This is a genomic window from Chryseobacterium sp. 22458, assembly GCF_052044975.1.
Taxonomy (GTDB): Bacteria; Bacteroidota; Bacteroidia; order Flavobacteriales; family Weeksellaceae; genus Chryseobacterium.
In genome coordinates, this window is sequence record NZ_JBQEOA010000003.1 from 524594 (window position 1) to 537950 (window position 13357).

Consider the following 13357-nt stretch of genomic DNA (forward strand, 5'->3'; position numbering starts at 1 on the left):
ATACAATGCTCTCCGCCAAAAGAAATACCACAATTTTCTTTAAAATCCTTTTAATCATAGGATTCGGGTATTTCTTTTGGCTGATGCTAAAGATTACGCTGGAATATATTCCCTTAAATCCGAATGTTAGTTTTCTGATGATCAAGCAGACGGAAGTCACGGCAAGACCGGAATACCTCAGCTTTTTCTACACCCATGTTTACACCAGTATCTTTGTGCTTCTTTCAGGATTTCTGGCGATCCTCAGAAAAGATTTTGGTCTCAGAAATTTCCACAGGAATATGGGAAAGATCTATATTTTTCTGATTCTGATCTTTGCCGCCCCTTCAGGAATTTATATGGGAATATTTGCAAACGGAGGGTTGTTTTCCAAAATTTCATTCGTTACTCTCGGTGTTTTATGGTGGTTTTCTACTTTGAAGGCCTACCGGCTTGCGAGGCAGAAAAAATTTAAGCAGCATAAGCAATGGATGTGGCGGAGTTTTGCTTTTACATTATCTGCGATCACTTTGCGGATGTGGAAAGTTATTATCGTATATTTATTTCATCCCAACCCAATGGATGTCTACCAGATTATCGCATGGATGGGCTGGATTCCCAATATCCTTTTAATTGAATATTTAATCACAAAAAAACAGATATGAAAATTTTAAATTACACCCTTATCTCTTTGCTTACGGTTTCTTTAATAGGCTGTAAAAAAGATGGAAAGACCAATGAATCCGGGAAAGATTCTTTAACGGCAAAAAAAGATTCTGTGATAATACCTGAAGTTCATCAGGAATATTATGGGATTTATACAGGTGATTTCGCAGGAATGGAGAAAACAGTAGACGAATATGATGGTTCGGAGTATGATGTAGATATATACAAAAAGATTTCTCTAAAGATCAACAGAATCACAAAAGACAGTGTTTATGGGCAAAGCATTGTGAATGGTAATCAGCGCCCGTTCAGAGGGGTTTTCAATGAATCTTCAAAATCTTTTGTACTGGATGAGCCCGGCAATGATAAAACAGACGGCAGGTTCGAAGTAAAACTGAATGGTGACAGCTTAACCGGGAAATGGAATGCCTTCAACAAATCAGCGGTTAAATCACCTTTAAAAACGTTGAAATTGACGAAAAAAGAGTTTGTTTATAACCCGAATTTTATGCTGGATAAAGATTCCAACCTTGTAGACTGGTCCAACCCTAAGGATTTTGTTGAAAAATATACGGATACAGACACCGGGAAAACGGAAAGCTATACCACTTCCAAAAACAGAGTTGCTTCTGAGGCGGTCTTCAAACTGAATGCCTCTAAACAGAAACTGACGGAAAAAGATCTTAAAAACTTAAGAAAACTAGATCTTGAAATCATCAAAAACTCCGTATTCGCAAGGCATGGTTATTCCTTTAAAAAAGAAACGTACAGAAATTTCTTCGAGCAGACAGACTGGTATATTCCTGTTTCAAATAATGTAGATAACGAGCTTACTCCTATGGAAAAAGAAAATGTTGCGCTGCTGAACCGTTTTACCAAATATGCTGAGGATAAATATGACAGTTTTGGAAGATAGGTAGCAGTTAGCACGATCAGGGATTAGAGGCGGAAAGCAGGCTTTCAGTTTTTTTCATTCTTACAAGTAGAAAGAGCAGCAGGCAGCCTACGGCATAACAGAGTATATCAATCCATGAGAAAGAGTTTCCGATCACAATATACATCAGGCTTCCAGGACGGAAGCCTAGTTTTTCTGCAATATTGAAATATTGTGCAAATTCTACCAGAAATGAAAATATTAAGATTCCCAGAATCAGCTTCTGATCATTTATCTTCACAAAAGTTTTTACAAAGGTATAGAGAAGCATTACGACAATTACATCTCCGAGATAGGCTCTTACAAAGAAAATATCTTTAAGTTTGGTGGCAATTAAAACTTCTACCAGAAAAATAAAGATGGTCAGAAGAAGGTATTTCAGACTGAATTGTAGTTTCATCTATTTTTGTTTTAGGACATAAAAAATCGGCATTCCAGGAATACCGATTGTATTGTGATAAGCAAATATATTATTTCTTTACTTTGATTGTACATCCTATGGCAACAGTTTTTGTCATTTTCACCTGCTCACCTTTAATTAAGGCGTTTACAGCATCCTGAGCATAATATTCCGATACATCTGCGGGATTATCATAATTGTTGTCGATAGCTCCGATGTATTTTACGATATTCTTCCCGTTTTCTTTCTGTAATACAAAGACATGCGGGGTTTTTGTAGCCCCATACTGAGGATAAATTTTCTGTCCTTCGTCTACGAGATAAGGAAATGTAAAGCCTTTCTGTTTTGCCCTTTCAATCATCTGCTGATAACCGTCTTCCGGCTGTACATCGGGATCATTCGGATTGATGGCAATAACGGGATATCCCAGAGATTTATATTTCCTGTCCAGTTCTATGATACGGTCTTCATATTTCTTTGCATACGGGCAGTGATTGCAGGTAAATATGACAATAAATCCTTTGGCACTTTTAAAATCGCTCAAAGAAACCATTTTACCATCAATATTTTTAAGCTTAAAATCGGTAGCCTCATCCCCTACTTCATATCCTTTTTTAGCAGAAATATTGTCTTTCTTAGGATTATTATCGTGATTCGGTGCTGTAAAACTCAACAACCCAAGGGCAGCCATAAATGCCATCATCACAATTTTCATATTTTTCATAACTGTTTATTTTTATTGTAGATTTTCATTAATTATTTTTTCAAGATCTTCTCTGCTCATTTCTCCATCATTAAAATGAAATTTCTCCCCATCTTTATAAAACAACGTTACCGGAATATTGCCATCCCAGTCTTTTTCAAACCTTGGAATCCAGGTATTCATTCTTTTGATATCATCCAATAGAATCACCTCAGCGGTCAGATTTTTACTTTTGATGAATTTTAATACTCTTTCCTTATCTGCCAAACGGTCTAATGAAACCAGAATCATTTTAAATTTTGGATCACCTGCATGTTTATTGTTCACTTCCATAAAGTGAGGCAGCTCTTTGACGCAGGGAGCACAGGTAGTTGACCAGAAATTAACCACAAGCAGTTTATCTTTTTCCTGCCGGATACGATTTTCCAGATCTTCATATTTCACTATGGAAATTGCAGCCTGCTGTGCTTTGAAAACAGTAAAGCACAAACATATGGTTAAAAGCCGGATAAAATTCTTCATATTCAAATTTAATCATTGCTTTATTTCTCCATGACTATCAACCTGTTAAACTTTGTTAATTATTGCATAAAAATGTTATTTTCTTTCACCACCTATTGAATTATTTGAAATAAAATGTAAATTAGCTTACAATTAAAACTAAAATTATCATGAAAAAATCAGACTTTCAAAAGAAAAAACTCACAAAAAGCGAATTGAAAGAAATCAATGGAGGAAACGGCCCCGTTATATGCCCGGAAGGATTATGTAAGATTAGCGAAGATCAATATGTAATAGGACCAGTAGGCAGAGACGGATATTGCTGTTAATTTATTGAAAATACAAACCAAATTAAAATTATCATGAAAAAATCAAACATTCAAAAAAGAAAACTGACAAAAAACGAGTTAAAACAGATCAACGGAGGAGGCACAATTTGTCCCGGAACCTGCTTCTGCAACATTGATGGTGATGGAGAGATAAGAATAGGCGCCTGCGACAGTAAGGGAAGATGTTGTTAACCGGCATTCAATAAAACCCAGAGTGACCGGAGAAAAATCTTCGGTCATTCTTATTTAAGACAGAAAATAAATTCACCAAATTAAAATCATTATGAAAAAGTCAAACAATCCAAAAAGAAAGCTTAGCAAAACTGAGCTGAAAGAAATCAGTGGCGGATTAAGACCTATCTGCCCAAGAGTGATAAGCTGTACAGACCCGAATACCGGAGAAGAAAGGTATGGAGTTCCCGGAATGCAGGACGGATTTTGCTGTTAACCCCGGTTTATAACGTTTAAACAAAAGGAATATGAAAACATCACACATTCAGAAAAGAAAACTTTCTAAAGCAGAGCTGAAAGACATCAACGGGGGTGCTGCATCCTGCGCAGAAGGCCTGTGTAAACTAAGAGGAGTAAGCCACTTCCTTATTATAGGCCCAAGAGGCAATGACGGCTACTGCTGTTAATTTCAAAACTTAAAAAAACAAAAAATGATTGGATTATCCTCCAATCATTTTTTTTATCGCATTCAGCTTCATTAAAGCTTCAATGGGTGTTAAGGTATTGATATCTATCTTCGTAAGCTCTTCACGGATATTCTCCAGAACCGGGTCATCCAGCTGGAAAAAAGAAAGCTGCATATTTTCTTCAGTCACTCTTTTGATGCTTTCGGACGAATTGCTTCCCTGAGTTCTGCTCGCTTCGAGTGTTTTCAGGATTTCATTTGCTCTGTTGACTACTTTTGCAGGCATCCCGGCCAGCTTTGCCACATGGATCCCGAAACTGTGCTCACTTCCTCCCGGCACCAGCTTTCTAAGGAAGATGATATTTCCTTTATTCTCCTGGATGGATACGTGGAAGTTTTTCACCCTCTCAAAGTTCACCGTCATTTCATTCAGCTCATGGTAATGGGTTGCGAACAACGTTTTAGACTGTGTAGGATGCTGATGCAGGTATTCCGCAATAGCCCATGCAATGGAAACTCCGTCATAGGTAGAAGTTCCGCGCCCAATCTCATCAAGTAAAATAAGGCTTCTTTCCGAAATATTATTCAGGATATTGGCCGCTTCATTCATCTCAACCATGAAAGTAGATTCACCTGCAGAGATATTATCAGTAGCTCCTACCCTTGTAAAGATCTTATCCAGCATTCCGATCTCAGCATGCTTGGCAGGTACAAAACTTCCGATCTGAGCCAGAAGACATACAATAGCAGTCTGACGCAGAATCGCTGATTTACCGGCCATGTTCGGACCGGTCACCATTATGATCTGCTGGGAATCTTTATCCAGGAAAATATCGTTTGGAATATATTTTTCTCCTAATGGAAGGACATTTTCAATAATCGGGTGCCTTGCCTCTTTCAGATCAATCGCATAGCCGTCATTCAGAACGGGTTTTGTATAGCTTTCAGAAACAGCCAGTTCAGATAATCCGGAAGCTACATCAAGCTGGGCAATGATATTGGAATTTCCCTGAATCTGGTCAATATACACCATTGTTTCAGAACATACATTTCTATACAGTGAAGTTTCCAGAACCCCTATTTTTTCTTCGGCCCCCAGAATCTGATTTTCATATTCCTTCAATTCCTCGGTAATATATCGCTCAGCATTCACAAGGGTCTGCTTTCTTACCCAGTCATCAGGAACTTTATCTTTGTGGGTATTCCGGACTTCAATATAGTATCCGAAAACGTTGTTAAAATCAATTTTAAGGCTTGTAATACCTGTTCTTTCAATCTCTCTCTGGCACATATCATCCAGGAAGCCACGACCTTTGCTCTGAAGATTTCTCAATCGGTCCAGTTCTTCAGAAACACCTTCCTTGATGATATTTCCTTTCGCAAGGCTTACAGGAAGCTCTTCGTTAAGATGACTTTGCAGGAATTTAATCAGCTCTTCAAGGTCAAATAGTGGTTCCAGCCACGCCAGCACCTCTGCATGCGAATGCAGTAATGCTTTGATCTTATGAATATTAATTAAACTTTGGCGTAAATACCCAAGTTCTTTAGGTGAGATTTTTTCTGCAGCCAATTTCCCCATCAATCGGTCAAGATCGGAAATGGATTTCAGCAGTTGGCAGATCTCGTATTTCAACGGATCATTTTCATTTAAGAAATCGATCAGGGAAAGCCTTCTCATAATCTCATCCACAGATTTTAAAGGAAGAATGATCCTTCTTCTCAGCAATCGCCCCCCCATAGGCGTGGAAGTCTTATCAATAATATCCAGTAATGATTTCCCCTGTGGATTGCTAGGATAAACGATCTCAAGGTTTCTCAAGGTAAAATTATCCATCATCAGATAATCTTCCTGCGGAATAACCTGAAGTTTTGTAATATGGGAAAGCAGGTTGTGGTGGGTATCTTCTACCAGATAGGCAAAAATAGCTCCTGCTGCGGTGATGGCCAATGGAAGGTTTTCAACTCCAAAACCTTTTAATGAATTGGTTTTAAAGTGACCGGTTAGTTTCTCGTAGGCAAAATTGTATTGGAATGCCCAATCTTCAAGCTTAAAGGCATTTTTATTTTTAAACTGTTCCGGGATCTGTACACTTCTCTGGAAAATGATCTCACTCGGATCAAAAGTATTCACAATGTGTAACAGCTTCTCCAGGTTTCCTTCACTTACTAGGAATTCTCCTGTGGAGATATCTACGAGGGCAATTCCGTATTTCTCTTTTTCTTTGTGTAAAGAAAGCAGGAAGTTGTTCTTTTTTGAATTCAGCACCTGATCATTGAAAGTAACCCCGGGTGTAACCAGTTCCGTTACTCCTCTTTTTACAATTCCTTTCACCATTTTCGGATCTTCCAGCTGATCACAGATCGCCACTCTCATTCCCGCCCTTACCAGTTTAGGAAGGTAAGAATCTATAGAGTGATGCGGAAAACCGGCAAGTTCCACACTGCCTTCACCATTATTTCTTTTGGTAAGAACAATACCCAGGATCTGGGATGTTTTCACGGCATCCTGCCCAAAAGTTTCATAAAAGTCGCCTACCCTGAAAAGTAAAAGTGCATCAGGGTATTTTCCCTTGATGGTATTGTACTGAGTCATTAACGGGGTTTCCTTCTTCGATTTTGCCATAGTAAAAAATGAGCCCCAAATTTAAAAAAATAAATTCAGGGTACGGGAATTGTTTAACGGTAATCCTATACTCTTTACTTTATCAGTAATTAATTGTATTTTCACCATAAAATCAAATCACTCATGGAATTTCCTGTTTTAGAGACTGAAAGACTTATTTTACGACAGCTTACCCCTCACGATACTGAAGATCTTTTTGAATATTTTTCGCTGGATGAAGTCATGGAATACTATGATCTGGCTCCCTTTAAAACCCTGGACGATTCCAGACAAATTATCCGGCACTTCAACAGTGAGTTTGAAAAAGGAAAAGGGTTCCGGTGGGCCCTGGAACTGAAATCCACCGGAAAAGTTATTGGTACCTGCGGGTATCACAACTGGTACCGGGAACATTTCAGGGCAGAAATCGGCTATGAGCTGAATCCAAAATTCTGGAGACAATATTATATGAAGGAAGCTATCCTTCCTATTCTTACATACGGCTTTGAAACTATGAGACTGCACCGGGTAGATGCCTTCATTGATCCTTCCAATATTTCTTCAGAAAGGCTGTTAACTTCTTTAAATTTCAGCAAAGAAGGAACGCTGAAAGATTTCTTTTTTGAAAAAGGAAAATTTGTTGACGCAACCATCTTTGGTCTTATTAATAAATAAATCCAAAATCTAACGCTAAGATGCAAAGAAAATTGATATTGATTCTTCTTATTTTCGCTCGCAAAGGCATTTCATTTAGCTATTGAAGGCTTTCTTCGCTGAGTGAAACGCCTTTGCGAACCTTTATTAGCAAATAGCCCCTAAGCCTAGCGCTCAATGCGTTAAAATTTTCAAAATTATAATACTTATTTTTCTGAAAGGTGTTTTTCCAAAGCATCTGAACTTTTCTTGTAGGCCCATTTCTGCTTATAATCCACCCATTTGGCTTTGAAAAGTTTTCGCATCAGTTTATCCGTGTACCGCATAATGAAAACATGATACAGCATATTGGCAAAAACATTGGGTTTATTGGGAAGTGCCCTCAGTGAGAGTGAGAAACCCGGTTCCAGATATCTGTTGAAATGCCAGAATGCTCCGGGAATAAACAGGGCATCACCATGTTCCATAAAAATCTCATAGCCTTTGGCATATTTCAGAGCCGGAAACTTCTCGTAATCCGGATTTTCGTAGTCTACCTCATAGATGGTATGCACGGATAACGGAACTTTATATAAAAAAGGAGACTGCTTCTGATCAAACAACAGAATTCTCTTCTTTCCTTCAAAGTGGATATGCATAAAATCTCCAAGATCTACATCATAATGCATCAGTACATGCGCCTCACTCCCTCCGAAAAATAAAGTCGGAAGTCTTTTAAAAAACTTTATTCCCAGATCCGGGTAAGTAAAATTTTTCAATAGCTCAGGAAGCCTGTCTGTAATGATATAGAAGAAGATACGCAGGTCAGAAGGTTTAGATTTTATCGTATCTATATACTCTTTCATCTTCATATTCGTAACCGGAGCATCAGAACTTTTTGCCGCATCAGCTGGTTTATTGTCATAGAGCGGAACTTCCTGATCGCCTGCTTTCTCACGGATATAAGCCAGATTCCATTTGTCGAAGGCATCCCAGCGGCTTGCAAAATTCTTGATTAAAAGAGGTTTCTGCTTTTTAAAATAGTTCTTCTGAAAATCTTCTTTACTGATATCATTGACAACATCTACGTTTTCGAGGATCATGTACTTTGTATTTAATGCGAAATAAAAATAGTGTTTTTTTGAAAATTGAGAAAGCCTGAAAAAGGACCCGAAAACTAAAAAAGAAACTAAACATTTCTATTTCAATCATTTATAAATATTTTTAAATACATTTTAATCTGAGATCAAAAAATCAACATTTTATTTTTCAGATTTTTTTAAGAACTTTACCCTATGGAGGAAAATGCTCAAAACTTTATTCTTTATACAACCCCGAATGGTGATGTAAAACTTAATGTATTATTACTTAATATTTTTGACAGCGGAGAATTAGAAGAAATTTCAGTTAGTTCCATTTTGGAACATACTGCTTCAGATGGGAAAAAATATGTGACAAAATTTTATAATCTGGATGCTATAAATAAAGACAATATCAGATAATTTATGAGAGCCTATAACACGAAACACTTTATTAAAATCCTTTTCAGTTTACACAAAAGCGATACTTTAAAAATTCTGTTTCCAAGTATGATCCTCGTAGGATTATATTCCTGGGGAATTCAATATCTGGAAGTCGAATATCTTCACCTTACTTCCAAATCGGGGGTCAGTAATGTGGGAATGATTCATTCCTTACTGGGCTTTGTTCTTTCTCTTTTATTGGTTTTTAGAACAAATACGGCATATGACAGATGGTGGGAAGGCAGAAAACTATGGGGAAAGCTAGTGAATGACACCAGGAATTTTGCGATAAAAATCAACACCATTCTTGGTGACAATCGTCAGGATGCGGAACAAATTGCAAGATATCTGAAGTTTTTCCCTCACTTTTTGGCCAAACACCTTTCTAAAGAGTCTACAAGGCTGGCACTGGATGAAGATTATTCCGAAATTGAAAAGTCTTTGAAAAATCACGGCCCCAGTGAAATGATCATTCTTTTGAATCATAAACTGAATATGCTGAAAAAAGAAGGAAAAATCTCAGAAATCGAAATGCTGTATTTAGACACCCAGCTTTCCGGATTTCTGGATGTATGCGGAGGCTGTGAAAGAATAAAAAATACTCCCATTCCTTATTCATACTCCTCTTTTATCAAGAAGTTCATTATTCTTTATGTTTTTGCTCTGCCTATTGCCTATGTTATCACGATCGGACTTTTTATGATTCCGCTTACCGTTTTCGTATATTATGTACTGATGAGCCTGGAGCTTATTGCCGAGGAAATTGAAGATCCTTTCAATAATGATGAGAATGACATCCCAATGGAGACACTGGCTCAGAATATTGAGAAAAATGTACATCAAATCATGATCAGAAAATAAAAAATCAACCTTTTAAAGGTTGATTTCTTTTAATTCGCCGTCTGCTTTTATTTCTACAAACTTACTCTCCCGGTTGGCAGCATCATAGCCATAGAAAAACGTACTGTATATTGGGGTAGAATACAGATAGTTCCCGTAACCGTTGAAGGTATTTGTTGTACCCGTCTGCTGCTGGTAGCTTGCCGTAGCAGTAAAATTTACAATGGTTTCAAGGTAATATTTCCCGGGTTTTAATTTTTCAAACTTAAATCTTCCATGATCATCCGTTAATGCTTCTACCCTGTATTTAAAAGCTTCTTCAGACATGTATACCGTAGTTTTTTTATTTTCATACTTTTTTCTCATGCTGTAAAACTCTTCAAAATAAGGAGTTACCGGAAAAAGCATCACAACAGTACCTTTAGGGGCATAGTGCTTCTGACCCAGCAGTGGTTTGATTCCCCAATTGTTTTTCTGTTTGGTAGAAGCAACACCCTCTATGGTAGAATTCCCGAATCCAAGCATGTCTCTGGCCAGTTTTTTATCAAAAAAAGCCTGTGGATAGTATGTATTCTGTGCATTTGAATACGCAAAAGCCATCATGGATATCAATAAAATGAATAATTTTTTCATAGTATATTTTTGAGTCAAATATAAGTATTTTACTATTTTTGAAATAAAAATAGCTATGAAATACATTCTTCTACTATTCATTTCAGTGTCTTCCCTTGTATGGGCGCAGAAACCTTGCGGATATAAAGACGGGTTGCAGGAAGGATCCTGTAAAGAATTTTTCGATAACGGACAGGTAAAAAATATTGTAGAATGGAAAAAAGGCAAACGAGAAGGGGATGCGGTTTTTTATCATGAAAACGGAAAAATACACGCAAAGGGAGAATATAAAAAAGACTTCAAAGTAAAGGAATGGAACTATTATGATAAAAATGGAACCCTGACCGGTAAAGAAGTATACACAAACGGAGAAAAGAATATTTATGACAACAGCTTTACCGGCACGTTTTATTCTCCTTCCGGAAAAGTGGAGGAAATCTCTCATTATAAATTTGCCAAACTGCATGGTGAAACCAGACTATTTCATGAAGACGGAAAATCCGTAAAACAGATAGGACAGTATGAAAACGGAATTGCCACCGGAAAATGGAAAGCATTCTACCCGTCCGGAAAGGTACAACGTGAAACTGAATTCGTGAATGATAAATGGAATGGCAACAGAATACATTACCGTGAAGACGGAAGCATAGAAAAAACAGAGGTCTACAAAGACGGAAAATTAATCTCAACAAAATAATACAATTGGTACAGAAACTAAAACTGGAAGAGCTGAACAGGATAGATGTAGAAACATTTAAGAAGGTTGAAAAAATTCCACTGGTCATCATTTTAGATAATATCAGAAGTATGCACAATGTGGGTGCAGCATTCAGAACGGCCGATGCTTTTCTGATCGAAAAAATAATCCTTTGCGGGATTACGCCACAGCCTCCTCACCGTGAAATTCACAAAGCAGCATTGGGTGCTACCGAAAGTGTAGACTGGTCTCATGAAGAAGAAACCAACAATGCCATTGCAGACCTGAAAAGCAAAGGATATGAAATTATAGGTATTGAGCAGACAACGGGCAGCCGGCTGATTACTGATTTTACCATTGATCATTCGAAAAAATATGCGCTGATTTTAGGGAATGAAGTAGAGGGAATCAGTGATGAAGTTCTCCCGAATATTGATGTATTTCTGGAAATTCCACAGCTTGGCACCAAGCATTCTCTTAATGTAAGTGTATGTGCAGGAATTGTGATGTGGGAGTTTGCCAAAGCCCTAAAATAAAAAAACTGCATATGTCCTTAGTAGACAGTGCAGTTTGAAATAAATCTAATAAAAAGTAAAAATGAAAGGCGACAAAGGTACTTTTTTTTTCTTTACAAACAAATTTTGACGGCACTTTTTTTGTTTCATCTTAAAAAAAGTCGTGTTTTCAGAAAAAGTTTCATTTAATTTTTTATAAATTAGCACAATGTTTATCAAGGACTATATCTCAAAAGACTTTCCGTGTTTTAGCCTGTCTGATTCCATAGAATCGGCCAGAAATATGTTGGAAGATTTTGGATATTCCCATATTTTCATCAAAAAATCCCATCACTTCTATGGAGCGCTTGCAAAAGACTTTCTTTATGAAGAAGATGGCGGCACACTGAAGGATCTTGAGCATCAGATCGAACGTTTTGCGATTCTGGAAGACAACAATATCATGGACAGTATCCGTCTGTTTTATACGTTCAGTTCCAATGTGATCCCGGTAATCAACAAGAATGAAAAGTATCTGGGGTATATTACCTGTGAAGATATTTTCCAGGATCTGTCCCGCTATCCTTTATTTTCAGAGTCAGGAGCTATCCTTACGATAGAAACACCGGCCAGAAAATATTCGATGACTGAGATTGCCAATATTATAGAGAGCAATAACTCAAAATTTTACGGAGGGTTCATAAGCTTTATGTCTGACGAGGTAATCCATATTACCATTAAGATCAGCAATGAAAATCTGGCCTCAATAGACTCTACTTTTGACCGGTACGATTACAGAATTGTAGAAAAATACTATTCTGATGAGAAAACCGATCTGTTTAAAGACCGATTCGGTTTTTTCCAAAAATTCATAGAAATATAACATGAAGGCAGCCATATATTCACAGAAAAAGGATCTTGATACTTTTTTATATTTAAGCAAGTTTATCTCTGAACTTGAAACCAGAGGTGTAAAATCCGTTCTGTATGATGAAATGGCTGAGGCACTTCAGTTTTCAAAGATATTCGAAACCTTCAACTGCAAGCAGGACCTTCTGGATAAGGAAGTTGATCTGTTTTTCACCTTCGGTGGAGACGGAACTATTGTAAACTCTTTAACGTTCATTGAAGATCTTGAAATTCCGGTGGTAGGAGTCAATACAGGAAGACTGGGATTTCTGGCATTCTTTACCAAGGAAGAAGCTTTTAAAGAGCTGGATTCCATCTTAAAAGGAGATGTAAAGACAAGCCGTCGTTCCGTCATAGAAGTAGTATCTCCGGAACTGGAAGGAGCTTTTCCCTATGCACTGAACGATGTCACCGTTTCCAGGAAAGAAACCACGTCCATGATCACTGTGGATTCCTACATCAATGATGAATTTCTGAACGTATTCTGGGGCGATGGGGTTATCATTTCGACACCCACAGGATCTACCGCTTATTCTTTAAGCTGTGGCGGACCTATCATTTCCCCGAACAACGAAAATTTTGTCATCACGCCTATCGCTCCTCACAATCTGAATGTGAGACCTTTAGTAGTGAATGATAAAGTGGAAATCAAATTCAGGGTGGAAAGCCGGGTACCACAGTATTCCCTTTCCCTGGACTCCAGACTGATCCATATTGAAACGGATAAAGAAATCATTATCAGAAAGGCATCTTTTCAGCTTCTTCTGGTACAGCCCAACAATTTGAGCTTTTACGAAACCATCCGTCAAAAGCTGCTTTGGGGACGGGACAAAAGAAATTAGTAATTTCTTAAAAATGATTACCTTTACACGAAATTAAAACACCTAATAAATTTATA

General features: G+C 37.5%; 19 protein-coding genes. 13 read left to right on the plus strand and 6 right to left on the minus strand.

The features are described from left to right. The first annotated feature begins 5 nt into the window (after positions 1–5). Positions 6–644: a DUF2306 domain-containing protein gene (locus tag ACTJJF_RS13260; RefSeq protein WP_440699954.1), complete on the plus strand. Its 639-nt coding sequence runs from the start codon at positions 6–8 to the stop codon at positions 642–644. Beyond that, the gene (locus tag ACTJJF_RS13265) at positions 641–1561 is read left to right on the plus strand and encodes a YARHG domain-containing protein (RefSeq protein WP_312297393.1); all 921 of its coding nucleotides are present in this window, start codon (positions 641–643) and stop codon (positions 1559–1561) included. The genes ACTJJF_RS13260 and ACTJJF_RS13265 overlap by 4 nt, the downstream gene beginning before the upstream one ends. A gap of 16 nt (positions 1562–1577) precedes the next feature. On the opposite strand, the gene ACTJJF_RS13270 is transcribed toward ACTJJF_RS13265, so the two are convergent. From ACTJJF_RS13270 to ACTJJF_RS13280, 3 genes are all read right to left on the minus strand, one after another. Beyond that, positions 1578–1979 (minus strand): DUF2809 domain-containing protein, encoded by a 402-nt coding sequence (locus ACTJJF_RS13270; protein ID WP_440699955.1) that lies wholly within the window; start codon positions 1977–1979, stop codon positions 1578–1580. A 70-nt stretch (positions 1980–2049) separates the two neighbouring features. Continuing rightward, positions 2050–2703, minus strand: a complete 654-nt coding sequence (locus ACTJJF_RS13275; protein WP_440699956.1) for a thioredoxin family protein — start codon at positions 2701–2703, stop codon at positions 2050–2052. A gap of 12 nt (positions 2704–2715) precedes the next feature. Then, positions 2716–3204, minus strand: coding sequence for a TlpA family protein disulfide reductase (locus ACTJJF_RS13280; RefSeq protein ID WP_312297396.1), 489 nt, complete (start codon positions 3202–3204; stop codon positions 2716–2718). A gap of 149 nt (positions 3205–3353) precedes the next feature. Here ACTJJF_RS13280 and ACTJJF_RS13285 point away from each other — a divergent pair, with 149 nt between their 5' ends. The 4 genes from ACTJJF_RS13285 to ACTJJF_RS13300 all read left to right on the plus strand — a co-directional run bounded on the left by ACTJJF_RS13285 (position 3354) and on the right by ACTJJF_RS13300 (position 4150). Beyond that, positions 3354–3512, plus strand: coding sequence for a hypothetical protein (locus tag ACTJJF_RS13285; RefSeq protein ID WP_440699957.1), 159 nt, complete (start codon positions 3354–3356; stop codon positions 3510–3512). 33 nt (positions 3513–3545) lie between these two features. Next, on the plus strand, positions 3546–3704 hold the full coding sequence (locus tag ACTJJF_RS13290; protein ID WP_312297398.1) for a bacteriocin: 159 nt from the start codon (positions 3546–3548) through the stop codon (positions 3702–3704). Positions 3705–3795: 91 nt separating this feature from the next. Further along, positions 3796–3960 carry a hypothetical protein gene (locus ACTJJF_RS13295; protein WP_440699958.1) on the plus strand — a complete coding sequence of 55 codons (165 nt, stop codon included), beginning with the start codon at positions 3796–3798 and terminating at the stop codon, positions 3958–3960. A gap of 31 nt (positions 3961–3991) precedes the next feature. Then, on the plus strand, positions 3992–4150 hold the full coding sequence (locus ACTJJF_RS13300) for a hypothetical protein (protein WP_312297400.1): 159 nt from the start codon (positions 3992–3994) through the stop codon (positions 4148–4150). Positions 4151–4183: 33 nt separating this feature from the next. Here ACTJJF_RS13300 and mutS read toward each other — a convergent pair whose 3' ends face one another. After that, positions 4184–6772, minus strand: a complete 2589-nt coding sequence (mutS, locus tag ACTJJF_RS13305; RefSeq protein ID WP_440699959.1) for a DNA mismatch repair protein MutS — start codon at positions 6770–6772, stop codon at positions 4184–4186. Between the two features lie 123 nt (positions 6773–6895). On the opposite strand from mutS, the gene ACTJJF_RS13310 reads away from it, so the two are divergent. Further along, positions 6896–7426, plus strand: coding sequence for a GNAT family N-acetyltransferase (locus ACTJJF_RS13310; RefSeq protein ID WP_440699960.1), 531 nt, complete (start codon positions 6896–6898; stop codon positions 7424–7426). A 185-nt stretch (positions 7427–7611) separates the two neighbouring features. Here ACTJJF_RS13310 and ACTJJF_RS13315 read toward each other — a convergent pair whose 3' ends face one another. Then, positions 7612–8487, minus strand: a complete 876-nt coding sequence (locus ACTJJF_RS13315) for a cupin-like domain-containing protein (protein WP_440699961.1) — start codon at positions 8485–8487, stop codon at positions 7612–7614. A 192-nt stretch (positions 8488–8679) separates the two neighbouring features. Between ACTJJF_RS13315 and ACTJJF_RS13320 the strand changes: the two genes are divergently transcribed. Together ACTJJF_RS13320 and ACTJJF_RS13325 are read left to right on the plus strand one after the other, a co-directional pair. Further along, positions 8680–8886 (plus strand): hypothetical protein, encoded by a 207-nt coding sequence (locus ACTJJF_RS13320; protein ID WP_440699962.1) that lies wholly within the window; start codon positions 8680–8682, stop codon positions 8884–8886. A gap of 3 nt (positions 8887–8889) precedes the next feature. Next, the gene (locus ACTJJF_RS13325; RefSeq protein WP_312297407.1) at positions 8890–9768 is read left to right on the plus strand and encodes a bestrophin family protein; all 879 of its coding nucleotides are present in this window, start codon (positions 8890–8892) and stop codon (positions 9766–9768) included. A 12-nt stretch (positions 9769–9780) separates the two neighbouring features. Here the strand turns inward: ACTJJF_RS13325 and ACTJJF_RS13330 are convergent, their stop codons facing one another. Next, complete coding sequence (locus tag ACTJJF_RS13330; RefSeq protein ID WP_440699963.1) at positions 9781–10380, minus strand: hypothetical protein; 600 nt, start codon at positions 10378–10380, stop codon at positions 9781–9783. A 55-nt stretch (positions 10381–10435) separates the two neighbouring features. Between ACTJJF_RS13330 and ACTJJF_RS13335 the strand changes: the two genes are divergently transcribed. The 4 genes from ACTJJF_RS13335 (at position 10436) to ACTJJF_RS13350 (ending at position 13301) form a co-directional block, all read left to right on the plus strand. Next, positions 10436–11056 (plus strand): toxin-antitoxin system YwqK family antitoxin, encoded by a 621-nt coding sequence (locus tag ACTJJF_RS13335; protein ID WP_312297411.1) that lies wholly within the window; start codon positions 10436–10438, stop codon positions 11054–11056. 5 nt (positions 11057–11061) lie between these two features. Beyond that, a complete protein-coding gene (locus ACTJJF_RS13340) occupies positions 11062–11592 on the plus strand; it encodes an RNA methyltransferase (protein ID WP_065399948.1) in 531 nt (176 codons plus the stop codon). A gap of 187 nt (positions 11593–11779) precedes the next feature. Next, positions 11780–12433 (plus strand): CBS domain-containing protein, encoded by a 654-nt coding sequence (locus tag ACTJJF_RS13345; protein WP_065399947.1) that lies wholly within the window; start codon positions 11780–11782, stop codon positions 12431–12433. A 1-nt stretch (position 12434) separates the two neighbouring features. Beyond that, a complete protein-coding gene (locus ACTJJF_RS13350) occupies positions 12435–13301 on the plus strand; it encodes an NAD kinase (protein WP_312297417.1) in 867 nt (288 codons plus the stop codon). The last annotated feature ends 56 nt before the right edge of the window (positions 13302–13357 follow it).